The 21,696-nt window shown below is 71.3% G+C and carries 26 protein-coding genes; 10 read left to right on the plus strand and 16 right to left on the minus strand.

All coding sequences use genetic code 11. The annotated features are described in order from the left end of the window. Nucleotides 1–12 precede the first annotated feature (12 nt). From Q0568_RS03655 to Q0568_RS03725, 15 genes are all read right to left on the minus strand, one after another. Nucleotides 13–432, minus strand: a complete 420-nt coding sequence (locus tag Q0568_RS03655; RefSeq protein WP_298862394.1) for a flagellar hook capping FlgD N-terminal domain-containing protein — start codon at nucleotides 430–432, stop codon at nucleotides 13–15. Between the two features lie 14 nt (nucleotides 433–446). Next, nucleotides 447–1,943 (minus strand): flagellar hook-length control protein FliK, encoded by a 1,497-nt coding sequence (locus Q0568_RS03660; RefSeq protein WP_298862397.1) that lies wholly within the window; start codon nucleotides 1,941–1,943, stop codon nucleotides 447–449. After that, the gene (locus Q0568_RS03665; RefSeq protein WP_298862400.1) at nucleotides 1,940–2,362 is read right to left on the minus strand and encodes a flagellar FliJ family protein; all 423 of its coding nucleotides are present in this window, start codon (nucleotides 2,360–2,362) and stop codon (nucleotides 1,940–1,942) included. The genes Q0568_RS03660 and Q0568_RS03665 overlap by 4 nt, the downstream gene beginning before the upstream one ends. Next, nucleotides 2,359–3,654, minus strand: a complete 1,296-nt coding sequence (locus tag Q0568_RS03670) for a FliI/YscN family ATPase (RefSeq protein ID WP_298862403.1) — start codon at nucleotides 3,652–3,654, stop codon at nucleotides 2,359–2,361. Before Q0568_RS03670 ends, Q0568_RS03665 begins: the two co-directional genes overlap by 4 nt. Next, a complete protein-coding gene (locus Q0568_RS03675) occupies nucleotides 3,651–4,283 on the minus strand; it encodes a FliH/SctL family protein (protein ID WP_298862409.1) in 633 nt (210 codons plus the stop codon). The genes Q0568_RS03670 and Q0568_RS03675 overlap by 4 nt, the downstream gene beginning before the upstream one ends. Beyond that, entirely contained in the window at nucleotides 4,273–5,277 is a 1,005-nt protein-coding gene (fliG, locus tag Q0568_RS03680; RefSeq protein ID WP_298862411.1) for a flagellar motor switch protein FliG, read from the minus strand. The genes Q0568_RS03675 and fliG overlap by 11 nt, the downstream gene beginning before the upstream one ends. Beyond that, on the minus strand, nucleotides 5,277–6,893 hold the full coding sequence (gene fliF / locus Q0568_RS03685) for a flagellar basal-body MS-ring/collar protein FliF (RefSeq protein ID WP_298862414.1): 1,617 nt from the start codon (nucleotides 6,891–6,893) through the stop codon (nucleotides 5,277–5,279). The genes fliG and fliF overlap by 1 nt, the downstream gene beginning before the upstream one ends. Continuing rightward, nucleotides 6,893–7,222 (minus strand): flagellar hook-basal body complex protein FliE, encoded by a 330-nt coding sequence (gene fliE / locus Q0568_RS03690; RefSeq protein WP_298862417.1) that lies wholly within the window; start codon nucleotides 7,220–7,222, stop codon nucleotides 6,893–6,895. Before fliE ends, fliF begins: the two co-directional genes overlap by 1 nt. Nucleotide 7,223: 1 nt before the next feature. Beyond that, a complete protein-coding gene (locus Q0568_RS03695; protein WP_298862420.1) occupies nucleotides 7,224–7,616 on the minus strand; it encodes a flagellar basal body rod C-terminal domain-containing protein in 393 nt (130 codons plus the stop codon). Further along, a complete protein-coding gene (locus tag Q0568_RS03700) occupies nucleotides 7,616–7,957 on the minus strand; it encodes a flagellar basal body protein (RefSeq protein ID WP_298862423.1) in 342 nt (113 codons plus the stop codon). The genes Q0568_RS03695 and Q0568_RS03700 overlap by 1 nt, the downstream gene beginning before the upstream one ends. Before the next feature lie 130 nt (nucleotides 7,958–8,087). Then, a complete protein-coding gene (locus tag Q0568_RS03705) occupies nucleotides 8,088–8,360 on the minus strand; it encodes a hypothetical protein (RefSeq protein WP_298862426.1) in 273 nt (90 codons plus the stop codon). Beyond that, entirely contained in the window at nucleotides 8,357–8,761 is a 405-nt protein-coding gene (fliS, locus tag Q0568_RS03710; RefSeq protein WP_298862429.1) for a flagellar export chaperone FliS, read from the minus strand. The genes Q0568_RS03705 and fliS overlap by 4 nt, the downstream gene beginning before the upstream one ends. Beyond that, nucleotides 8,761–10,128 (minus strand): flagellar filament capping protein FliD, encoded by a 1,368-nt coding sequence (fliD, locus tag Q0568_RS03715; RefSeq protein WP_298862432.1) that lies wholly within the window; start codon nucleotides 10,126–10,128, stop codon nucleotides 8,761–8,763. Before fliD ends, fliS begins: the two co-directional genes overlap by 1 nt. Nucleotides 10,129–10,211: 83 nt before the next feature. After that, nucleotides 10,212–11,099 (minus strand): flagellin, encoded by an 888-nt coding sequence (locus tag Q0568_RS03720; RefSeq protein ID WP_298862435.1) that lies wholly within the window; start codon nucleotides 11,097–11,099, stop codon nucleotides 10,212–10,214. A 109-nt stretch (nucleotides 11,100–11,208) separates the two neighbouring features. Continuing rightward, the gene (locus tag Q0568_RS03725; RefSeq protein ID WP_298862438.1) at nucleotides 11,209–12,012 is read right to left on the minus strand and encodes a sigma-70 family RNA polymerase sigma factor; all 804 of its coding nucleotides are present in this window, start codon (nucleotides 12,010–12,012) and stop codon (nucleotides 11,209–11,211) included. 293 nt (nucleotides 12,013–12,305) lie between these two features. Here Q0568_RS03725 and flgN point away from each other — a divergent pair, with 293 nt between their 5' ends. From flgN to Q0568_RS03775, 10 genes are all read left to right on the plus strand, one after another. Further along, the gene (gene flgN / locus Q0568_RS03730) at nucleotides 12,306–12,794 is read left to right on the plus strand and encodes a flagellar export chaperone FlgN (RefSeq protein WP_298862441.1); all 489 of its coding nucleotides are present in this window, start codon (nucleotides 12,306–12,308) and stop codon (nucleotides 12,792–12,794) included. Between the two features lie 13 nt (nucleotides 12,795–12,807). Next, nucleotides 12,808–14,217 (plus strand): flagellar hook-associated protein FlgK, encoded by a 1,410-nt coding sequence (gene flgK, locus Q0568_RS03735; protein ID WP_298862444.1) that lies wholly within the window; start codon nucleotides 12,808–12,810, stop codon nucleotides 14,215–14,217. 9 nt (nucleotides 14,218–14,226) lie between these two features. Then, nucleotides 14,227–15,108 (plus strand): flagellar hook-associated protein FlgL, encoded by an 882-nt coding sequence (gene flgL, locus Q0568_RS03740; protein WP_298862447.1) that lies wholly within the window; start codon nucleotides 14,227–14,229, stop codon nucleotides 15,106–15,108. Continuing rightward, the gene (locus Q0568_RS03745; RefSeq protein WP_298862450.1) at nucleotides 15,105–15,476 is read left to right on the plus strand and encodes a flagellar assembly protein FliW; all 372 of its coding nucleotides are present in this window, start codon (nucleotides 15,105–15,107) and stop codon (nucleotides 15,474–15,476) included. Before flgL ends, Q0568_RS03745 begins: the two co-directional genes overlap by 4 nt. 48 nt (nucleotides 15,477–15,524) lie before the next feature. Next, complete coding sequence (gene tsaB / locus Q0568_RS03750) at nucleotides 15,525–16,121, plus strand: tRNA (adenosine(37)-N6)-threonylcarbamoyltransferase complex dimerization subunit type 1 TsaB (protein WP_298862452.1); 597 nt, start codon at nucleotides 15,525–15,527, stop codon at nucleotides 16,119–16,121. Beyond that, nucleotides 16,118–16,579, plus strand: coding sequence for a ribosomal protein S18-alanine N-acetyltransferase (rimI, locus tag Q0568_RS03755; RefSeq protein WP_298862455.1), 462 nt, complete (start codon nucleotides 16,118–16,120; stop codon nucleotides 16,577–16,579). The genes tsaB and rimI overlap by 4 nt, the downstream gene beginning before the upstream one ends. Next, nucleotides 16,576–17,643, plus strand: a complete 1,068-nt coding sequence (tsaD, locus tag Q0568_RS03760) for a tRNA (adenosine(37)-N6)-threonylcarbamoyltransferase complex transferase subunit TsaD (protein WP_298862458.1) — start codon at nucleotides 16,576–16,578, stop codon at nucleotides 17,641–17,643. Before rimI ends, tsaD begins: the two co-directional genes overlap by 4 nt. Further along, nucleotides 17,640–18,077 carry a hypothetical protein gene (locus Q0568_RS03765; RefSeq protein ID WP_298862461.1) on the plus strand — a complete coding sequence of 146 codons (438 nt, stop codon included), beginning with the start codon at nucleotides 17,640–17,642 and terminating at the stop codon, nucleotides 18,075–18,077. The genes tsaD and Q0568_RS03765 overlap by 4 nt, the downstream gene beginning before the upstream one ends. A 276-nt stretch (nucleotides 18,078–18,353) precedes the next feature. Then, nucleotides 18,354–19,154 (plus strand): hypothetical protein, encoded by an 801-nt coding sequence (locus Q0568_RS03770; RefSeq protein ID WP_298862464.1) that lies wholly within the window; start codon nucleotides 18,354–18,356, stop codon nucleotides 19,152–19,154. After that, nucleotides 19,151–20,227, plus strand: coding sequence for a hypothetical protein (locus Q0568_RS03775; RefSeq protein ID WP_298862467.1), 1,077 nt, complete (start codon nucleotides 19,151–19,153; stop codon nucleotides 20,225–20,227). The genes Q0568_RS03770 and Q0568_RS03775 overlap by 4 nt, the downstream gene beginning before the upstream one ends. 7 nt (nucleotides 20,228–20,234) lie before the next feature. Here Q0568_RS03775 and Q0568_RS03780 read toward each other — a convergent pair whose 3' ends face one another. Continuing rightward, the gene (locus Q0568_RS03780) at nucleotides 20,235–21,494 is read right to left on the minus strand and encodes an SAM-dependent methyltransferase (protein ID WP_298862470.1); all 1,260 of its coding nucleotides are present in this window, start codon (nucleotides 21,492–21,494) and stop codon (nucleotides 20,235–20,237) included. Nucleotides 21,495–21,696: the final 202 nt, after the last annotated feature.

Raw genomic sequence — 21,696 nt, forward strand, 5'->3', positions numbered from 1 at the left:
GGGGGAGGAGGTTCAGGAGGCGATGGCGATGCCGGTGACGGCGTCGAGGGCGATGGAATCGGTGCCGATGGTGACCTTCGGCATGGCGTCGGCGAACGAGACGGAGGTCACGACGCCCCGCTGCTCCTCGCCGTCGGCGTTCGTGTAGGTCGCCTCCCGGCCGATCAGCGCGGCGGCGGTCTGCCGCATGCTGAGCGCGAAGCTCTCGGTGGTCGTGGAGGTCAGCTCGGTCAGCTGCTCCATCGAGGCGAGCTGAGTGGTCTGCGCGATCATCTCGTTGGTGTTCATCGGCGAACTGGGGTCCTGGTTCGCCAGCTGGGTCACGAGCAGCTTGAGGAACACCTCGGAATCGAGGCTCTGCTTGCGGGCCGCGGGCGGCGTGGTGCTGCCGGTGTGGATGCCGCTCGCAGCGATCGGATCGACGGTGGTCATGGGGCTCCTTCCCCTCAGGCGTAGAGGTCCAGGCCGCCGTGCGGCGGCAGGGTGCGGATGGGAGGGGACGCCGGGGACGGACGGTGGTCGGGGAACCCGCCGCGATCATCTCGGGCGTCTCCGCCGGATCGGGCGCCTCCGCCGGATCGGGCATCGGGGCCTGCGCCGGGGTCGGAGCGGCCACCGGCTCCCTGGCGGCCGTCTGCGGTGGATCCTGCGGCGCTGCTGTCCGAGGACATCGCGAGCGATGCGCCCGGGGCGGCGGCCGCGAGGTCGCGGCGCAGATCGGTGAGGATCGCCCGCAGTGCGTCCCGCCCGGCCTCGGACGGCGCGTGCAGCTCGAGACGGATCACGCCCGCCGCGATGTGGGCGCGCACGGTGACGGGTCCGAGCGAGTCCGGGGCGACGGTCAGCGTCACACTGTGCTCGCCGTCGGCGGCGCGCGCGAGCGACAGCACCGGAGCCGACAGCTGCGGCAGCAGCACCTGCCGCGGAACGGGTGCGGCAGGGGCGGGTGCAGCGGATGCCGCGACAGCGCGCGCGTCGGCGGGGGTCGCCACGACCGGAGCTGTGGGAGCAGCTTCGGCGACGCGCGGCTCCGCCGACGTGCGGATGCTCTCGGATGCCGCGGTCGCCGTGCCGGGAGCGGTGGGCACGGCGGGAGTGATCCCGTCCGGTGCAGGAGCGGTCGCGGCGGAGACGGATGCCGCGCCGGCTGTCGGTGCAGGGGTGTCGGTCGATGACTTGCCTGCGATGGGCACCCCGACGGGCTCGACCCCCGGAGCCTGCACGATGGTCCCGGGTGAGCCAGAGGCCGACGGCGCGGCGGTCGCACCGGCAGGCGTCTGGGTATCCTGTCCGGTCGCGGGCAGCGCCCCGGCATCGGCGTCCGCGAGATCGCCGGCGGATGCCGAAGCCGGCACCGTCTTCGCGACGACGGCACCGGTCGTGGTGGCAGGGTCCGTCGAGGCGTCGACGTCTACGGCGGTGGACGCCGCGTCCGGTTCGGTGGGGATGCGCGGGGCGGAGTCACCGGCCGTTGCCGCCGCAGTGACAGCTGCGGCGGGGATCCCATCGGTCGCCGGGATGACCGCATCCGCTGCCGGACTCATGGCGTCCACGGTCGTGCCGGCGAGTCCCGTGTCCGCTGGTGCGGGGAGGTGGGTCGACCGCGCCGTCGCCTGTGGATCGGTGGTCGTGGCGTCGATCCGACCTGCCGGGCTGCTCCCGTCTGAGGCATCCGTGACGGCGACCGGGTCGCCGGCCCCGGGGACGCCCGCGGGGACCGGTCCGGCGGACGCAGTCGCCGTGCCGCCCTCCGCGACGCTCTTCTCGGGCGCTGCATCATCCCGTCCCGCGCGCTCGCGGGGTGACGGGTGCGCATCATCGCGTCGCACCGCTTCGTGTCGGACGGCGTCGGCGAACGCCGAGGCTCCGGAGGCGGCATCCGAGCGGGACGGCTGGCGGTGCGCAGACGGCAGGGTGATGTCGGGGATGCTGAGCAGGCTCATGCCGGGTCCTCCGTCCCGCTGCGCGAGGCGATCTCGTCGAGCTCGTGCTGCTCGACGCGCAGCTCGTCGGCGCGCACTCGCAGGGCATGCGCCTCGGCGAGCCGGTCCAGTCCGCGCACCTCGCGGCGCGCATCGTCGTGCACGCTCCGTGCCTCCTGCACCGCCTGCTGCTGAAGCGCCGCGAGGGATTCCAGCTCGGCCAGCATGCTGCGGCCTGCGACACGCGCGGCCGCGAGCGCGGCGAGCGACCTGGCGTCGACGGCATCCGAGCCGGACGCACCCAGCGCTGCCCGCAGACGACGATCTCGCACCCGGGTCTGATCGGCGTCGATGACCGCGCGGGACAGCTCCTGCGCGGCCTGACGCTCTTGGATCGCGCGCACGCGCAGCAGTCCCGAGAGTGAGAAGGAGCGGTTCACGATACGCCTCCGAGATCGGTGACCAGGGCGGACAGCCTCCGCCAGGACTCCTCGACGGGACTCTGCTCGTCGAGCGGCTGCGTGAGGAACGCCGAGATGGCCCGCTCGTTCGCCAGTGCGGCATCCACGCGCGGGTTCGCGCCCGAGCGGTAGGCGCCGATGTCGATCAGGTCGTTCGCCGCGCGCCGCGCCGCCAGCACCGCACGGAGGGCGGTGGCCTGCGCGCGCTGCGGGACCGATGTGATCTTGCTCGCGACGCGGGAGATCGAGCCCAGCACGTCGATGGCCGGGTGGTGGCCGCTGAGCGCCAGCGCACGGTCCAGCACCACGTGTCCGTCCAGGATCGAGCGCACGGCGTCGGCGATCGGCTCGTTGTGGTCGTCGCCGTCGACGAGCACCGTGTAGATGCCTGTCACCGATCCGCCGCGCGACGTCCCAGCGCGCTCGAGCAGCCCCGCCAGCACCGAGAAGGTCGACGGCGGGTAGCCGCGCGTGGCCGGCGGCTCGCCCGCCGACAGGCCGATCTCGCGCTGCGCCATGGCGACGCGGGTGAGCGAGTCCATCATCAGGATGGCGTGCACGCCCTCATCGCGGAAGGCCTCGGCGATCCGCGTGGCCGTGAACGCGGCGCGGATGCGCGCCATGGCGGGCTGATCCGACGTGGAGACCACCACCACCGAGCGCGCCAGGCCCTCGGGGCCCAGGTCGTCTTCGAGGAACTCCCGCACCTCGCGGCCGCGCTCGCCGACCAGGGCGATCACCGTGGCATCCGCCTCGGTGCCGCGGGCGATCATCGACAGCAGCGACGACTTGCCGACGCCGGAGCCGGCGAACAGCCCCACGCGCTGGCCGCGGCCGATGGAGGTCAGTGTGTCCAGCGCGCGCACGCCCAGCGGCAGCGGCTCGGAGATGCGATCGCGTCCGAGCACCGACGGCGTGCCGTGATCCAGGCTGACCAGCGGCGCAGCGATCGGGCCCTTGCCGTCGATGGGGCGCCCCAGGCCGTCCAGCACGCGGCCCATCAGCGCCCTGCCCACCGGCACCCGCAGCGGCCCGCCGCTGGTGCGCACCGGGCTGCCGACGGTCACGCCCGCAGCGGAGGAGAGCGGCATGCACTGCGCGGCGCCGCGGCTGATGGCCACGACCTCCGCGATGCCGTCGTCACCCAGCGACACCACATCGCCCACGGCGCAGTCCAGCCCGCGCACCTCCACGCCCAGGCCGCGCACGCGTGAGACGCTCCCCACCCGCTCCGGCCTGGCGGCGTCGAGGACCGCTGCCCAGGCGCTCATCGCATCTCCCCGGCGGCGAAGTCGACGAGCGCGGCGTCTTCGACGGCATGCCGCGCACGATCCAGCGCGGCGCCGATCCGCGCGTCGACGAATCCTTCGTCCACGACGACGATCGCATCGCCCGGCACCAGTCCCGCATCGGCGGTGACCGGGATGCCCTCCGGCAGGCCGCCCTGGGCATCCAGCGTCAGCACGTCGTCGGGGCTCAGCCGGATCGAGCGCACATCGTCCGCATCGTGCGCGGCCAGTGCCCGGCGCACTGCCGCCACCGCGGCGATGCCCGGCTCGGACAGCTCGACGGCCACGATCAGCTCCGCCAGCTCGACGGCTCTGGCCGAGACCTCTCGCTCGGAGGCGGCGGTGACCTCCCTCGCCCTGGCGGTCAACCTGTCGGCGGCGACCTGCAGCGCGGTCACGGCAGAGGCGACGTCGCGGCGCAGCGCGGCATCCGCCTCGGCACGGACCAGCTCCGCACGTTCCGCTTCCGCGAGCGCCCGCGCGACTCCGGCGCGGAAGCCCTCCGCATGCCCGTCGGCGTACCCACGCTCGCGTTCGCGCTCGCGCAGCGCCTCGGCATCCGCATCGTAAAACCGCGGGAAGGATGCGGGGGAGAAGACGTCAGCTGACATACTCCTCCTCGTCGGTGCGCTGCACGGTGATCTCACCGGCGGCCTCGAGTCCGCGGATCATGTGCACGATCTCGGCGCGGGCCTCCTCGACCTGGGATATGCGCACCGCGCCCAGCGACCGTGCCTCCAGCTCGAGGTTCTCGCGGTTGCGCTCGGAGATGTTGCCGCGGATGACCTCGGCGATGCTGTCGTCCGCACCCTTGAGCGCCAGCGCCAGCGAGCGGATGTCGATGCTGCGCAGCACCTGCTGCACATCGCGGCCCTCGAGCCGGACGAGATCGGCGAAGGTGAACATGCGCGAGCGGATGTCCTCCGCGAGCGCGCTGTCGATCTGCTCGATGCTCTCCAGCAGCGCCTTCTCGACCGTGGCGTCGGAGCGGTTGATGATGTCGACCAGCGGGGCGACGCCGCCCAGTCGCTCGGGGGAGTCCCGTGCGGCGAACATCCCGGTGCGCTCCTTCAGGGAGTCGGCCACGATCGCGATCGCGTCCTGGGTGGCCGTGCCCATCGTCGCGATGGCGTGTGCGACCTCGGTGCGGGATCCGTCCGGCATCGCAGCTAGGGCGAGCGCCGCCCGATCGGTCGACAGATGCGCGAGTACGAGGGCGGCGGTCTGCGGCAGCTCGCCGTCCAGCAGGGCGGCCAGGTGCGCGGGGTCGACGCTGTCGAGGAAATCGAATGCCGAGCTGCCTGTGCCGGTGCCCATCCGGTCCAGCACGGCGGTGGCGCGCTCCGAGCCGAACGACGCCTCCAGCAGTCCCACGGCCAGATTCCGGCCACCACGGGCAGGCGGCAGATGCCCGGCCGTCATCCGCTGGAAATCGCCCAGCGCCGCCGCCGTGGTCATCGCATCCACGTCGTGCAGGCCGATGATCTCGGCGGCGATCGCCTCGGCCTCGGCCTCGCTCAGATGCTTCATCACCTCGATGGCGGCGGCGCGATCCAGATTCATCAGCACGATCGCGGCCGTCTGCACCCCGGTCAGTTCGGCCATCAGCGCCGGCCCTCCGTGATCAGGCCGCGCAGCAGCTCGGCGGTGCGCTTGGGGTCGCGCCTGCTCGCAGCCTCGATCTCGGCGCGGCGGCGTTCGATGCTGACCTGCGCCGGCTCGGACTCGATCTCCGGCAGCCCCTCGCCGAACACGGGCTCGGGTCCGGTGAGCTCCATCGGCACAGTGGCGGCGGCGAGCTCCTCGGCGGGCGGCCTGAGCACCCCGCGTGGAGCATCCTCGCCGAACATCGCCTCGAACTCGTCCTTCGGCCGCATCCGACGCCGCACCAGGAGGATCACGGCGATGACGGCGATCAGCACCGGCAGCCCGATGGCCGCGGCCATCATGGCCGCGCCGATCAGCCCGTTGCGCCGGTCCGCCTCCGCGGCGTCCCGCTCCGCCTGCAGCGCGGACTTGGCCGCATCGGCATCCGTCGGGCTGAACGCGACCGTCTCGACCGACAGCACGTCGCCGCGGGAGGTGTCGATCCCCGCCGCAGCGGAGACCAGCTGGTTCAGCTGATCGGCGGGGATGCCCGCCGCCGCCGACGCGTCCACGGCGACGGAGACGGAGAGCCTGCTGATCGACCCGGCCGGGGTCGTGCTGGACTCCACCGAGCGGTTGATGACGTTGTTGCGGGTCTCATCGGTGAGCGAGTATCCGCTGTCGCCCTCCGGCGACGGGACGGCGATGTTGTCCGGGCCGAGCACGCCGGCGCCGCCCTTGCCGTCCGCGCGGGTCTCGGTGCGCACGTGCTCGGAGGATGCGGCGCCCTTCTCGAGCGGGGTGTACTTCTCGTCGTATTTCTGGCTCACCGAGCGGTCCACGTCGGCGGTGACCGTCACGGTGGCCTTGCCCGTGCCGACCAGCTTGTCCAGCATCCGCTGCACGCTGGCCGCGACGCGCGTCTCGTAGTCGCTCGCATCGCCGGCGGCGGAGCCAGCCGCATCTCCGCCGACAGCCGACAGGGTGTGGCCGGTCTGGTCCACCACGGCCACGTTGGTCGGCTTCAGGCCGCTGACCGCCGCCGAGGTGAGATGCACGATCGCCTCGACCTGCTGCGTGTCCAGCGTCCCGCGGCCGGTGTCGACGAACACGGATGCGGTCGGGTCGACCTGCTCGGAGACGAACACGCTCTCCTCGGGGATGGCGAGGCGGACGGATGCGGTGGACACGCCGTCGAGAGCCTCGATGGTCTTGGCAAGCTCGCCCTCGATGGCACGCTTGTAGGCGACCGACTGCTGGAACTCCGAGGTCGTGACGCCCATCTGGTCCAGCAGCGAGTATCCGTCGGTGCCGGACGAAGGCAGGCCGGATGCCGCGGCTGCCAGCCGCTGGTCGTACACGTCGGCCTCGGGCACCAGCACGGTCGCCCCGCCGTCGGCGATCTCGTACGGCACGGACGCGCCGCGCAGCTGCTCGACCACGGCGTTGGCATCGGAGGCGCTCAGGCCGGTGAACAGCGGACTCATCGTCGGTCGGGTCGCCCAGTTGACCAGGGCCGCCGTGCCCAGCACGAGCACGGCCACGCCGATAATCGCGATGGTGCGCTGGGCGACCGTGAAGCCCCCGGCGACGCGCTTGACGCGCTGCAGCGCGCCGCTGATCGCGGAGGGCATCAGGCCTGCATCCGCATGATCTCGTTGAACGCATCCACGCCCTTGTTGCGCACGGCCGCGACCAGCTCGAGGGTCACGGCGGCGCGCGTGGAGGCGATCATCGCCGCGTGGATGTCATCCAGGTCGCCCGTGACGGCCGCGACCTTGAGAGCGTCGGCCTGCGACTGCAGTCCCCGCAGCTCGTCGACGGCACCGGGGATCGATGCCGCGAACCCGGAGTCGCCACCGGTCTCGCGAACCGGGGCCGATGGCGCGTCGGGTGCCGCGAACGGCGCGCCGACGGCGGGGGAGCCGACGGCGGCCGCTCCCACGGCGGAGAGGGGATTCATGTCAGCCGCGTCCGATCTGCAGAGCCGCCTCGTAGGCGTTGCGCGCCCGATCGACGGTGCCTGCGCTGGCCTGGTAGCCGCGCTGGGCCATGATGAGCTGGCTCATCTGCGAGCCCAGGTCGATGTCGGGGTAGCGCACATAGCCATCGGCATCGGCCAGCGGATGGTCGGGCTGGTGCACCAGCCTGCCCTCGGCGGAGCCGAACGCCGCGCCCGCCACGTACGCACCGGGGGAGTCCGGGCTGGTCTGAGCGAGGATGTAGCGCTCGCGGAACGCCGCATCGCTGGTCGCGACGGCGGTGTTGATGTTGGCGATGTTGTCGGAGAGGGCATCCAGCCACTTGCGGTGCAGGGTCATGCCCGTGCCGGCGATGCCGATCGCGTCGAAGGTCATCAGCTCATCCTCAGGGCCGTGCGCACCGACGCGAACGATCCGTTCACGGCCTGTGTGGCGAACTGGTAGCGCAGCATGGTGTCGATGCTGGAGAGCGTTTCGGTGTCGAGGTTCACGTTGTTCCCGTTCAGGCGCGTCGGCTCGAGCGACTCGCCCACGGTGGGGGACACCGTGCCGTCGCCGGCACTGACGGCCTGCGCCAGGGCCTGCTCGAACTGCACCCGCTTGGCGTGATAGTCGGGGGTGTTGATGTTGGCGATGTTGTCGGCGATGGCGCGCTGGCGCATCGACAGCCCGTCGAGAGCGCTGCTGAGCGCCGAGAAGGTCACAGAATCGAACACGGTCGGCTTTCGTCCGTTGCGGCGGTGGCCGATCCCTGGCCGATGACAGTCGAGCTATCCGTGCTCGCCGTGCTCTATCGGCCGCGGTGCCGGGTGCGTTAGGCGGATGCCGTGACTCCTCGCACTGCGGTCAGCCGGCGACGTCCAGGTAGGCGGGGGCGCCGGACACCGGCTCGGGGACGCGTCGCACGGCGTCCAGGTGCCCGGCCACCGTCTCGAGCTCGGTCTGGAGCAGGGTGATGCGCTGTCTCTGGCGGGCGAGGATGCCGCGCGCGCGGCCTGCGAGCTCGGGCGGAAGCGGTTCGGCCGGCGGGTTCCACACCGTGCCCGCGCCGTCGCCGGGCGTGCGGAGCAGCTCCCGCTCGAAGGTGTCGAGCAGCTCCGCCCAGGCGGATGCCGTCACGCCTGCACCGCGACCGGTCGTGCCGCGTCGGCCAGCGAGTCGGCTGCTGCGTGCCAGGCCTCACGCAGCGGGGCCACCAGCTCCCTCGCGGCGTGGGCGCGCTCGGGGTCGCGGCCGACATTGGCGCCGATGAGGGTCTCGGAGAGGAACGTGTACAGCGCGCGCAGGCCAGCGGCTCCGTCCCACCCGTCGGTGAGCGAGGACTGCAGCTCGGCCACGATCGACTGCGCGTGCTGCAGCTGCGTGTTGGCCGTGCTCCAGTCGCCCGCACGCTGCGCGGCCTCGCCGCGGTCGATGTCCAGCAGCAGGCGGTCGTACAGCATGGTCAGCAGGCGCTCGGGCGTGGCGGACAGGACCGCGTCGTCGCGGTAGCGCTGCTGTGCTCTCAGTGCGGCGTTCATCACTTGTCTCCGCTCGACGTCGTGGGGAGTGAGGCCAGCTGCGAGCTCAGGTAGTCGGACTGCGACTTCAGCTTGCCGAGCATGGTCTCCAGCTGGGCGTAGGTGCGCTCCAGCGTGGTCTTGCGCTGCGCGAGGCGCAGGTCCCAGCTCCCGATCTGGTCGCTGAGGCTGCGCACTTCGCGCTCCTGGCCGGTGATGCGGGAGGTGAGCAGTCCGTCGTACTTGTCGGAGTACCGCTCGGAGACCTCCTGCACGCGGGCTGCAATGCCGCTGAACACGGCGTCGACGGAGGCGGGGTCGTCGGCCAGCGCGGCGGCGAACTTGTCCTCGTCGAAGCTCAGCACGCCGTGTCTGTCGATCGAGACGCCGACGGTCGATGGCGAGATGCCGTCGACCGGATGCTGGATGGCGTCGGCGAGGGCGCCGCGCAGCGCGCGGACCGTGCTGTCGCCGGTGAACACTCCGAGGGTGGTGTTCTTGCCCTGGGCGTCAGCGACCGTGGCCTTGGAGCCGTTGTCGATGCGCGTGAGGATGCCTGCCAGCTGCTTCACGAAGTCGCCGTGCGCGCTCTTCTGCGCCGCGAGATCGGTCGACACCGTGATGGTGATGGGGTCGGGGGAAGCGGCGGTGACCGTGAGGTCGACGCCGGGGAACAGGCCGGTGAACGTGCCCGACCCGCTGGTGAGGGTCTGCTCGGCGGCGGTGCCCGCCCACAGCCGTATCCGCGCATCGGCGCCCGTGGTGATCACGGCCGCGCCGGGTTCTGCGGCCAGATCGGCGCTGGTGTCGGAGCCGCGGAAGATGCGGAACGTCCCGTCGGCGCCGGGCTGGTCCGCGGTCACCTGCAGGCGGTAGAGGGCGTTGCCCGAGGCATCCTTTCCGGAGGGGACGGCGGTGGCGGTGACGCCGAATCCGGATGCCGTGATGGCGCGGGCCACGTCCTGAGCGGAGCCGGAGGCCGCGGTGATGGTCTTCAGCTCGCCGGCGGCGTTCTCGAGGGTGAGGACGGGCGGATCTGCCGGCCAGGTGCTGAACGCGGAGGTGACGATGCTGTGGCGCTGAGCGACGGCGTCGACGACGATGTCGGCGGAGACCGGGACGGCGTCCGCACCGGCGGTCACGGTCGCCGACGGGGAGGACGAGGTCGCCGTCCACCGGGAGAGGGAGCCCGGGACGGTCGCGGCCTTGGCCTTGGCGGCCAGATCCTGAATCGCAGAGTTGAGGGACTGCAGATTCGAGATGATGACGTTCTTGTCGTCCTTCTTCGCGCTCAGCAGGTTGCGCGGGATGGACTCGACGTCCATCAGCGCCTTGATCACTGCGGTGGTGTCCATGCCGGAGACCAGGCCGTCGAGAGAGAGTGCCATGCGAGCCTTCCTCATCACAGAGCGGATGCCGACGCCGGGCGGGGGAGCGGGGTGCTCACCCGCCCGGCGTCAGCGCGAGCGGATCAGCCGCGGAGCAGCTGCAGCACGCCCTGGTTGGACTGGTTCGCCTGCGCGAGCATCGCGGTGCCGGCCTGCGACAGGATGTTCTTCGAGGTGAACTTGACCATCTCCGACGCCATGTCGGTGTCGCGGATGCGGCTCTCGGCGGCCGACAGGTTCTCCGCCGACACGTTGAGCGAGTTGATCGCCGACTCGAACCGGTTCTGGTTCGCACCGAGCTCGGCGCGACCCGTCGAGACGTTGGTGATCGCCTTGTCGATCAGGGTGATGGTCGCGGCAGCGGTCGTCGCGTCGGTCACATTGAACCCGGCGGCATCGGTTGCCAGCGTGCCCGCGGTCAGTGCCACGAGGTCGGTGGTCCCGTCTCCAAGAGCGGTCGACAGGTCGAGCATGTTCACGCTGATCTGCGAGGCCGAGGTGCCGTCGGAACCGACCTGGAACGTCAGCGAGGCGGGGCCCGCAGTCGCACCGGCCTGGAACAGGTTGATGCCGTTGAAGTTGGTCGACTCCGAGATGCGCGAGAGCTCCGCACCCAGCTGGTCGGCCTCGTTCTTGATGGCAGCGCGCGAGTCGGTGTTGTTCGAGTCGTTGGCGCCCTGCACCGCGAGGTCGCGCATGCGCTGCAGGATGGAGTGGACCTCGGTCAGGGCGCCTTCAGCGGTCTGGATGACCGAGATGCCGTCCTGGGCGTTGCGGGCTGCGACGTTCAGGCCGTTGACCTGCGCGCGCAGGCCCTCGGAGATCGCCAGGCCCGCCGCGTCGTCCGCGGCCCGGTTGATGCGAAGACCGCTGGAGAGCTTCTCGAGCGACTTCGACAGATCGTTCTGCGTGCTGGCCAGGTTGCGATAGGCGTTCAGCGCCGACACGTTGGTGTTGATCTGCATACCCATGGTGTGTTCCTCCGTGATTGTGTTCGTGCGGAGCCCGTCCGTGGGCTCCACGAACCTCTATCGGTCGCAGCAGGCGACGCGTTAGGAGGATGCCGGCGATGCGCGCCGGTCAGGAGATGAAGGCGTGCCTGCCGAACGCGCGCGCCATGAGGTCCCCGCCGGTCGCGGCGATCCGGTCGAAGAAGGCGTCGCGGACCGTCGCGGACACCCGCGAGGTGATCGGCGGTTCGCCGTTCTCGTGGAAGTACCGCTCCATCGCGTCGCGCAGCAGACGCACGGCTTCGGAGCGCTGCTGGGAGACCGCGGAGTGCGAGACGCCCAGCTCCGCGGCGATGTCCTTGACGGGCCGCTCCTCGATGTAGACCGCCCGGATGATCAGCTGCATGCGCTCGGGGAGGGCGGTGACGGCGTGCTCCAGCACGGCTCGCCGTTCGGCGAGCACGGCGGACTCCTCGGGCAGCGGCATGTCCGCGACCAGGTCCAGTTCGTGGCCGTCGTCGAGCGAGGACACCGAGCGTGCGGCATCCGCCAGCGCCTCGATGACCTCCTGCTCGGACGTGGCCATGGCCGTCGCGATCTCGGCGACCGACGGCGCGCGTCCGAGGGCGGCCGCGAGGGTGTCGCTCACCGCGATGGTCTCCTTGATGCGTCGGCGGATGCCGCGGGAGGCCCAGTCCATCGACCTCATCTCATCGGCGAAGGCGCCGAGGATGCGCCGTCGGGCATAGGCGCCGAACGGCACTCCCAGGCTCGCATCGAAGGCGTCGGCGGCGGTCACCAGCGCCAGCGCTCCGACCGCCGCGAGATCCTCGCGCGGAATGTGCGTGGCGCGGGCATGCGTCTCCGCCGCCAGATATCCGACCAGCGGCAGGTTCTCCACGATCAGCCTGTTGCGCTCGACAAGCGTCGACATAGCAGTGCCCTCTCACGTCCTTCTCCCTCAAGAAGGACCAGCTCTCCGGTTCTCCCTCCCTCAAGGAGAACCGGCACTCGATCGAGGCAACTCGACCCACCGGTCCCACCCGGTGCGTCTCGCTCCCTCGCCCTCGGAGAGGAGTCTTGCACGGAATCCGCGGCAGAAGAAGTGCGCGGGGCGGAGAATTCGGGAGTTCTTCATCTCGGCGGGATAACAATGGTCCGAGGGTGGCCGATAGTCAGTGCGGGGCCAACGATCTGTGGCCTTGTCTGGGGTCCTTGGGGAAGAGGATGCACGTGGGAGCGAACGAGTTGTCTATGCAGCTGTGGCGGGAGCGCGAACTGCTGGAGATGCTGCTGTTCAAGCTGGAGGAGCAGGAGCTGCTGCTCCTGGCGGGGCGTACGCGCTGGATGCAGCACGCCACGCGCGAGATCGAGACCGTGCTGGAGCGCCTGCGCGAGGCGAGCATGTCCCGGGTCGTCGAGGCGGACGGGGTCGCCGGGGAGTGGGGTGCGCCGGAGGGCTCCGGCATCCGCGAGCTCATCGCGAAGGCGCCGACCGATGCCTGGCGAGGCGTGTTCTCCGATCATCTTCGGGCGATGACCCAGTTGACGGGCGAGATCGCGAGTATGCGGGACTCGAACTCTCAGCAGCTGCGCGCGGTGCTGCGCGCCACGCAGGAGACGCTGGCGAGTCTCGGGGACGACGCCGGCGAATACACCACGCGGGGGGATCGCGCGACCAGCGATTCCGCCCGCATCGTCGACACCCGGATCTGACGGAGAGGCGGACATGTCCACATTCAGCGGACTGACCACGGCGGCCAGCGCACTGGCCGCGGCACGACGCGGCATGGACGTCGTCGGCCAGAACATCGCCAATCAGGGCACGGAGGGCTACACGAGGCAGCGGGTGGACACCTCCGCGGTCGCGGCCGTCGCCCGATCGGGCCGGTTCAGCATGGGCGCGCAGCCCGGGCAGGGCGTCAGGATCGACGGCATCTCGCGCCTGGGCGACGCGCTGCTGGACGCCCGCGTGCGCGACGCCGTGGGCGCCTCGGGCTACTGGTCGGCACGCGCAGTGGCCGCGACCACCGCCGAGGCCGCCATGCAGGAGCCCACCGAGGACGGCCTGGCAGCACGCCTGTCCCAGTTCTGGTCGGGATGGCAGGATCTCGCGAACACGCCGGACTCGGGAGCGGCTGCCGCCGTGGTGATCGAGTCCGCAGGCTCGCTCGCCGCGCGCATCGGCGACGGCTACCGTGCGGTGGCCTCGCAGTGGACCGGGGTGCGCGGGTCCGTCGACCGCACGGTCGCTCAGGTGAACGAGGCGGCCGGTCAGATCGCCGGGCTGAACCGCGAGATCCGCGACGCGCTGGCCACCGGCCGATCCGCCAACGAGCTCATCGACCGCCGCGACTCCCTGGTGCAGAGCGTCTCCCGGCTGACCGGAGCGCGCGGCACCCTGGAGGACGACGGCACCATGACGGTGCGGCTCGACGGCAATGCGCTCGTCTCGGGCGTCGAGTCGCGGCAGCTCGCCGTCGACGGACCGACGTCGATCGACGCGGGCGGTCGCACGGTGGTGTCCTGGGCGGGCGCGTCCGGCTTTCCCGTCGCGGTGGACTCCGGTGAGCTCGGAGCGGCTCTCGGCCTGCTCGCACCCGCCCAGGACGGCGGGATGCTGGCATCGCTGGCGACGTCGTACAACGCCGTCGCCACGGCGCTCGCCGACACGGTGAACACGCAGCATCGCGCCGGCGTGACGGCCTCCGGAGCCGCGGGAGGCGACTTCTTCACGATCTCGGCGACGGGTCCGGCCGCGCTGGGCCTGAGCGTCGCCGTCGGTTCTCCCTCGGATCTCGCCCTGGCCGCGCCCGGCGCCGGTCCGTTGGATGCCGGCAACGCGGATGCCATCTCGCAGCTCGGCCGCGCCGCAGGGGCACCCGACGCGATCTGGGCCGACCTGGTCTCCGGCTTCGCCGTCGGCACCGCGGGCGATGTGCAGCGTGCGCGGCTGGCGGAGACGGCATCCGTCTCGGCTGTCTCGGCGCAGCGCTCGGTCTCCGCCGTCGACGGCGACGAGGAGACGGTCGACCTGCTCACCCATCAGAGCGCCTACCAGGCCGCCGCCCGCGTGCTGACCGCGGTCGACGAGGCCCTGGACGTCCTGATCAACCGAACCGGCCTCGTGGGTCGATAGGAGCACATCATGATCTCGCGCATCACCTCCGGAGCCATGACGGACTCCGCGACGCGGCAGCTGCAGGCCAACCTCTCCGAGCTGGCCAGACTGCAGGGGCAGGCGGTGTCGCAGCGCGCCTTCGCCGCGCCGTCCGACGATCCGTCGGCCGCGATCGCCGCGCTGAATCTGCACGACGAGCAGCGCCGCACGTCGCAGTACGCACGAAACATCGATGACGGCATCGCCTGGGTCACGGCCGCCGACTCCGCGATCTCGTCCAGCACGGCGCTGCTGGGCAGGGCCCGCGACCTCGTCGTGCAGGGCGCAAACGACGGGACCATGAACGCCGAGTCGCGTGGGGCGATCGCGGTCGAGATCGAGGGCCTTCGCGACGAGCTGCTGGCGCAGGCCAACACGGCGGTGCTGGGACGCTCCGTCTTCGCGGGGACATCGGATGCCCCCGCGTTCGATGCGGCTTATGCGCACAGCGGCGCTCCCGGCTCCGCGGTCGTGCGGCGGGTGTCGGACGAGGCATCCATCCGCGTGGACACCGACGGCACGGCCGTCTTCGGCGACGGCGCCGATTCGGTGTTCGCCCTGCTGGATCGCATCGCCGCCGACCTCCGCGCCGGCACCGGCGTGAGCGCCCACCTCGGCGAGATCGACGAGCGTCGCACGGCTATGCTCAGTGCACAGGGTGCGGTCGGCGTCCGCCAGGCCCAGATGGAACGCGCGAAAGAGGCGACCATGCACGATCAGGTGTCGCTGGAGGCTCGCCGTGCCGCCGTCGAGGATGTCGACTCGGTGGAGGTGCTCGTGCGGCTCCAGGCCCAGGAGCTCGTCGTCCAGTCCTCGCTGGCCGTGACGGCGCGCGTGCTGCAGCCCTCGCTGATGGACTTCCTGCGATGACCGCGCTGCTGCACTTCGTCTCACCTCCGCCCGGATTCGAACCGCACACCGAGTTCGCTCTCGACCCCGTCGACGGCGCCGAGGGTCTGTTCACGCTGGATGCTGTCGACGATGCGGCACTTCGGCTGTTCGTGCTGGACCCGAGCCTGGTCATCGCGGACTACAGCCCGGTGATCTCCGACGAGCAGGTCGCCGAGCTCGGGCTGGCTGCGCCCGCGGACGCGCTCCTGCTGGTGGTCGCCGGCCGTTCCGCCGAAGGCGCCCAGGTGAACCTTCTGGCACCGATCGTCGCCGACGCGACCACGGGTCGTGCCGCACAGGTGATCCTCGACGGGCAGGACTATCCGCTGCGGGCGGCGCTGGGCTGATCCGGGCCTCTCGGCAGCGCACCGGGTGACCGCGACTACCCTGGAGACGTGATCCTCGCCGTCGACACCTCCCTGGGCACGGCCGTCGCCGTCATCGACGCCGACGGGCGCACCGTCGCCGAAGCCGCAGCACCCGACCCGCTCGGCCATGCCGAGGTCATCGGCGACCTGCTGGCGCAGGTCGCGCAGCCCGGTATCACGCACGTCGTCGCAGGCATGGGGCCGGGACCCTTCACCGGTCTGCGCATCGGCATCGCCGCGGCGCGCGCGTTCGCACTGGGCCGCGGCATCCCGGTCATCCCCGTCCCCAGCCACCACGCCATCGCGCAGATGCTGCTCGACGACGGCACCACCGGCCCCTTCGCGGTGGTCACCGACGCGCGCCGTCGCGAGATCGCGGTGAGCGTGTTCGACGGAGCGGATGCCGACGGCATCCCGAATCTGCTCATCCCCACCCGTCTCGAGAAGCAGGGCACCGCGCTGGAGCGCCCCGCGCACGAGGCCGTCGAGCTGCACGCAGCCGCCCTCGCCCGCGTCGGCGCACGCGTGATCGCCGCGAACCGCACGCTGACCGGCGCCGAGCCGCTGTACCTGCGCTCGCCGGATGTCGTGCAGCCGGGCCGCCCCAAGCGGGTGAGCTCGTGACCCTGCGCCTCGCCACCGCCGGCGACCTCGACGCGATCATGGCGCTGGAGCGCGCGAGCTTCCCCACCGATGCGTGGAGCGAGAGCACCATGGCCGCGGAGCTGACAGGCGAGCACGGCCACTATCTCGTGGACGAGCAGGAGGGCCGCGTGGTCGGCTACGGCGGACTGCGCGCGCTGCGCGGCGGATCGGATGCCGACATCCAGACCATCGCGCTGTCCCCCGAGAACCGCGGACGGGGGAGGGGACGCACCCTGCTGCGCGCCCTGATCGCCGAAGCCGTGAGCCGCGACGCGCGCGAGCTGTTCCTGGAGGTGCGCGCCGACAACCCCGTGGCCGAGGGGCTGTACCGCTCCGAGGGCTTCGCGGAGATCGGCCGCCGCCCCCGTTACTATCAGCCCGACGATGTGGACGCCATCGTGATGCGGCTGGACCTCACGACCTGGAGTGCAGAGTGAACGAACCCCTGGTGCTGGGCATCGAATCCAGCTGCGACGAGACCGGCATCGGCATCGTGCGCGGCCGGAAGCTGCTGTCCAACACGATCGCCTCGAGCATGGACGAGCACGCCCGCTACGGCGGCGTGATCCCCGAGGTCGCCGCCCGCGCGCACCTCGAGGCGCTGCAGCCCTCGATCGAGAAGGCGCTCGCCGAGGCGCAGGTCACCCTCGACGACCTCGACGCGATCGCCGTCACCAGCGGACCGGGCCTGGCCGGCGCCCTCATGGTCGGCGTCGGCGCGGCGAAGGGTCTCGCGGTCAGCCTGAACAAGCCGCTGTACGCCGTGAACCACCTGGTCGGGCACATCGCCGCCGACATCCTCGCCTCGCCCGAGCATGAGACCGAGCCGCTGGAGTACCCCACCATCGCGCTGCTGGTCTCCGGCGGGCACACCTCTCTCCTGCACGTACGCGATCTCACCACCGACGTCGAGCTGCTGGGCGAGACCGTCGACGACGCCGCCGGCGAGGCGTTCGACAAGGTCGCGCGGCTGCTGGGCCTGCCGTACCCCGGCGGCCCGCAGATCGACCGGGCGGCGGTCGGAGGAGACCCGAAGGCCATCCGGTTCCCGCGAGGGCTGTCCAAGGCATCCGATCTTGAGAAGCACCGCTACGACTTCTCGTTCTCGGGCCTGAAGACCGCCGTCGCGCGCTGGATCGAGCGCGCCGAGGCGAACGGCGAGCAGATCCCGGTCGCCGATGTGGCGGCCAGCTTCCGCGAGGCCGTCGTCGATGTGCTGGTGACGAAGGCGCTGGCGGCCTGCAAGGATCGCGGCGTGCCGCGGCTGCTGCTGGGCGGCGGCGTGATCGCCAACAAGCGGCTGCGCGAGGTGGCATTGGAGAGAGCGGATGCCGCCGGCGTGACCGTGCGCATCCCGCCGCTCAGTCTGTGCACCGACAACGGCGCCATGATCGCAGGCCTCGCCGTCGAGCTCATCGCCTCCGGCCGGGGGCCGTCGACACTGGCGTTCGGCGCGGACTCCACGCTGCCGGTCACCGAGATCCAGGTGAGTCCGGCGTGACCGATCCGCGCATCGAGGGCCCCACTCCCGAGGTCGCCCGCCCCGAGGGCGGCGCGGCCGTGCCCGGTGCGCGCAAGGGGTACGACAGGCTGCCGACGGGTCCGGTCTCCATGGAGCCGCTGGTGCCGGATACCGAGGAGCTCGCCGACACGGGCTGGACGCCCACAGTGGAGCCCGTTCCCGAGCCGATGGACGATGCGCGACTGGCGCCCTGGACACTGGTGGCGGCGATCGTGGCGCTGGCGACCTCGATGTTCGTGGGCTGGGGCATCCCCGTCGCGATCGTCGCGGTGATCGCGGCCATCATGTCGCTGCGCCGCCCGATCGAGAACCGCGCGGTGGCGATGTGGGCGCTGGTGCTGGGACTGTGCGCGACGCTCTTCAGCGCGGGCTGGCTGCTGTGGGCGACCATGCAGTTCGAGAAGCTGGGGTGACGGATGCTGGATGCCGCGGAGCTCGCACGACGACGTGAGCTGCAGCGGCGTGCCTATGCGCCGGGTGGCGGGCTGAGCGAGGCCGAGGCCGCGGAGCTGCGGGAGCTGGATGCCCGGGTCCGGGGCCCTGAGCTTGTCGCTGAGACCTCCGAGGTCTGGGTCCCTGAGCCTGTCGCTGAGACCTCCGAGGTCTGGGTCCCTGAGCCCGTCGCTCGTACTGAGCGAGCGTCAGCGAGTCGAAGTGAAGGATCGCCGGCTCCTGTGCCCGGTCCGCGCATGACGGAGACCACGGAGGACGTCGCGCCACCGGCATCCGTCCTCAAGCCGCGCCGCCGCTTCCCTCTGATCCCCGTCCTCGCGGTGGTCGCGCTCGTGGTGGGCATCGTGGTGGGCTCCTTCGTCTTCGGACGCCTGATGCAGACTCCGATGACCGCGCAGCAGCAGGACGCCTGGGCGAAGCTGGAGGCATCCGGTCAGTACGATCCCGGGTCGATCCATCTCGTCGGTACGAAGTACGGCGCGTCGATCTGGTCGGCGACCAGGCAGCAGGGTGATCTGCCCTGCGTCGTCCTCACCCGTCCCGGCCCGCTCGACGGCCGTTCCATGGTGGGCTGCGCGATGCCGACGGAGACCGATCAGGAGATGTCCGTCCAGGCCACCCTGACCTACCAGGAGAAGGGCGTGGACTATGCCCTGTGGGCCACGCTCAGCGACGACATCGCGGGGAATCCTGCCGTGATCGTGCAGCGGCAGCGTGCGAATGAGCCCTGGGACTGGCGCATGCAGTACAGCGATGCGGAACTGAAGCAGGCTGAGAATCTGGTGGCAGCAGGCTTCGACGGCGAGACGATCAGCATCCTCGGCTACGACGGCGACACCCCGGTGTGGATGGGGAACGCGCCTGACGGTTCGGGCCCCTGCCTGATGGTCGTGCAGGACACCGGCGTCGTGGTGCAGCAGTGCGGTTCGGGCTACGACCAGGTCGCCCTGTCCGTCGGTGACACGGTCTACGGTGTGCTGACCTCGGATCGCAGCAGCATGCTGAGCATCACGCGCCTTCCGGGAGGTGCGCAGTGAGTGCCGCCGACGCGCGCAGGCGCGACCTGCAGCGCCGCGCGTTCGCACCGGGCGGCAGCCTCACACCCGAGGAGGCGGAAGAGCTGCGGATGCTGTCGCAGCCGGTGCCCGCTCAAGCGGCCGCGCCCGCCGAGGGACCTCAAGCGCCCGCCGGGGAACCTCAAGCGCCCGCTGAGGAACCTGAAGGCGGGGTCGCTGAGCCCGTCGAAGGGTCGACAACAGTCTCGGCGACTCCAGAGGTCGAAGGTCCCACACGCAGGCACCCGCGCTGGCTGATACCGGTCGTCCTGCTGGTGGCGCTGGTCGTCGGACTCGGCGTGGGCTGGCTGGTCTCTCCGCGTCCCGCCCACGCGTCGCCCCCTGCCATGAACGCGGCGCAGCGGCAGGTGTACGACGACCTGGTCGCCGACGGCGGCTTCAAGGCCGGCTCCGTGTCGTTCGCCGGCACGAAGCACGGCGCCTCCGTATGGACCGCGGCGAAGAGCGGGCAGGAGTGCATCATCATGCTGCTCGACGGGCACCGCGAGACCCAATGTGCCGACCCGAAGACGGGCACGTACGGCAACGGCATGATCGGCGTGCAGTCGGAGACCGGTGAGGGAGATCTGCGCTCCATCATCACGGCCGTGCTGCTCACGAACATCAGCGGTGAGCGCTCAGTGATCGTCAACAGGATCAACACGGCTTCGTATGACGACGGCTGGCAGGCGCAGTACTCCCAGGCCGAGCTCGACCTCGTGAACGTGCTGGAGCAGGACGGCTTCACGGGGCCCGAGTTGATGATCTCCGGCGTCGACGGAGACATCCCGATCTGGACCACGTGGGGCGACCAGTTCTGCATCGCCGTGGTCGACCCGGACTCGCACGACGTCACCAAGTCCTGCACGGATCCCATGGTCGACGCCGTCATCCAGATCGGATTCCGGGACGCGGCCTACAGTGCGCGATTCACCGAGAATCACGGCATCGCGGTGAGCGTCGTACGAGACCCGTCGGCGGTGTCGCGGGTATCGTGCGATTCGGCCACCGGCCAGTGCACGTCCATCGACGACACGACCGGTGACATCGGCTGAAACCCGCTCAGACCCGATCGGCGAGGATGGCGATCCTCTTCTCGCCGACGCGGGTGAGGATCAGCGTCGCCTCCTGAGAGCCCTGGAGAGCGAGCTTCTTCCGGAAGGCGGCGGGGTCGATGTCCATGCCGCGCTTCTTGATCTCCAGGCGGCCGATGTCGTTCGCGCGCAGGGCGGCGTTGATGGCTTTCGGATGTGCGGGCATGGTGTCGCGCACGCGGAAAGACTGCACGAACGGGCTGGTCACGGGCTTGTCGCCGGTGAGGTAGGCGATGCGCTCATCGAGCATCCCGGCATCCAGCATCCGCCCGGCGTCGCCGATCAGGCGGGCGCGGATGACGGCGCCGTCGGGCTCGTGCACGAACGCGCCCAGTGTGCGGACCGGCACATCCTCGGCGTCCGCCGCCGCGGTCAGCTCGTGCGTCTGCCCGCCCGCGACGACCAGCGCTGCCCGGCGGATGCCTTCACGCGCCAGCGCACCGGACCACAGCACCAATTCGACGACGCTGCCATCGGCGCTGACCCACTGCGCCTCGACGTCGTCGGGGATGAGGTCGCGGTCGAGGCCGGGACCCAGCTTGATCCCCGTGGGGTGCTCGCGGGCGACCTGGAAGCACCAGTCCGGCGACGGCGACCAGTCGGATGCCGACAGCCGGCGCGTCTCGGAATGCCCGGCGGTGCGGCGCGCGGGGTCGAGCCAGACCGCCGAGCGCTCCCCGCGGACTTGTGCGCTTCGCGCGGACGAATCCGCGGAATCTGTCCGCGGCAGCTGCACATCTCCGCGGCTGGCGCTCACGGCATCCTCGGCGAGCCCCTGCCGCACGGCCGCATCCTCGCCGAACGGCGCGAGGTTGTAGGCCGCGATGGCGGCGGTCACGGCATCCGCGTCCACGGCTGTCACGCGCAGTCCCGCGCCGGCGAACGCCAGGCTGTCGCCGCCGATGCCGCAGCCGAGGTCCGTCACCGCGGTGATGCCGGCCTGCCGCATCCGCACCGCGTGCAGGGTGGCGACGTTCAGGCGGGTGGCCTGCTCCAGGCCCGCCCGGGTGAACAGCATCCGCTCGGCGAACTCCCCGAACTTGGACCGCGCCTTCACGCGCAGGTGCGCCTGCCCGACCACAGCCGAGACCAGGTCGGGGGAGTGCCCTGCCGCACGCAGCCGCGAGACGGCCTTCGCGACCTCACCCGAACTCGCGATCTCGCCGACCTCGTCCAGCAGCGCGAGCCCGTCTCGTGTGAGCAGCGCGCTCAGCTCCGACATCTCCACGCGCCCAGCCTACGGTGCGCGGCACGGGGTCCTCTCGCCCTACGGACAGGCGCGGGGCGTCTTTTCGCGGGTCGCATGTGGCTGGCTCCGCGCCCGTGAGCCCGCCATTCGGGCCCCGCGGAATGCGGTCGCCAGTCGCCGGGAGTGTCGCGGGTCGCATGTGGCTGGCTCCGCGCCCGTGAGCCCGCCATTCGGGCCCCGC

This window comes from uncultured Microbacterium sp., assembly GCF_937927635.1.
Lineage (GTDB): Bacteria > Actinomycetota > Actinomycetes > Actinomycetales > Microbacteriaceae > Microbacterium.

Excerpts from the sequence above, each read along its gene's own strand:
- flgL (WP_298862447.1), top strand. The coding sequence starts at position 14,227 with ATGATCTCGCGCATCACCTCCGGAGCCATGACGGACTCCGCGACGCGG.
- flgK (WP_298862444.1), top strand. The coding sequence starts at position 12,808 with ATGTCCACATTCAGCGGACTGACCACGGCGGCCAGCGCACTGGCCGCG.
- Q0568_RS03660 (WP_298862397.1), bottom strand. The coding sequence starts at position 1,943 with ATGAGCCTGCTCAGCATCCCCGACATCACCCTGCCGTCTGCGCACCGC.
- Q0568_RS03670 (WP_298862403.1), bottom strand. The coding sequence starts at position 3,654 with ATGAGCGCCTGGGCAGCGGTCCTCGACGCCGCCAGGCCGGAGCGGGTG.
- Q0568_RS03655 (WP_298862394.1), bottom strand. The coding sequence starts at position 432 with ATGACCACCGTCGATCCGATCGCTGCGAGCGGCATCCACACCGGCAGC.
- Q0568_RS03675 (WP_298862409.1), bottom strand. The coding sequence starts at position 4,283 with ATGTCAGCTGACGTCTTCTCCCCCGCATCCTTCCCGCGGTTTTACGAT.
- fliF (WP_298862414.1), bottom strand. The coding sequence starts at position 6,893 with ATGCCCTCCGCGATCAGCGGCGCGCTGCAGCGCGTCAAGCGCGTCGCC.
- fliE (WP_298862417.1), bottom strand. The coding sequence starts at position 7,222 with ATGAATCCCCTCTCCGCCGTGGGAGCGGCCGCCGTCGGCTCCCCCGCC.
- fliD (WP_298862432.1), bottom strand. The coding sequence starts at position 10,128 with ATGGCACTCTCTCTCGACGGCCTGGTCTCCGGCATGGACACCACCGCA.
- flgN (WP_298862441.1), top strand. The coding sequence starts at position 12,306 with ATGCACGTGGGAGCGAACGAGTTGTCTATGCAGCTGTGGCGGGAGCGC.
- Q0568_RS03770 (WP_298862464.1), top strand. The coding sequence starts at position 18,354 with ATGACGGAGACCACGGAGGACGTCGCGCCACCGGCATCCGTCCTCAAG.
- Q0568_RS03695 (WP_298862420.1), bottom strand. The coding sequence starts at position 7,616 with ATGACCTTCGACGCGATCGGCATCGCCGGCACGGGCATGACCCTGCAC.
- fliG (WP_298862411.1), bottom strand. The coding sequence starts at position 5,277 with ATGGCCGAACTGACCGGGGTGCAGACGGCCGCGATCGTGCTGATGAAT.
- fliS (WP_298862429.1), bottom strand. The coding sequence starts at position 8,761 with ATGAACGCCGCACTGAGAGCACAGCAGCGCTACCGCGACGACGCGGTC.
- Q0568_RS03745 (WP_298862450.1), top strand. The coding sequence starts at position 15,105 with ATGACCGCGCTGCTGCACTTCGTCTCACCTCCGCCCGGATTCGAACCG.
- Q0568_RS03725 (WP_298862438.1), bottom strand. The coding sequence starts at position 12,012 with ATGTCGACGCTTGTCGAGCGCAACAGGCTGATCGTGGAGAACCTGCCG.
- Q0568_RS03720 (WP_298862435.1), bottom strand. The coding sequence starts at position 11,099 with ATGGGTATGCAGATCAACACCAACGTGTCGGCGCTGAACGCCTATCGC.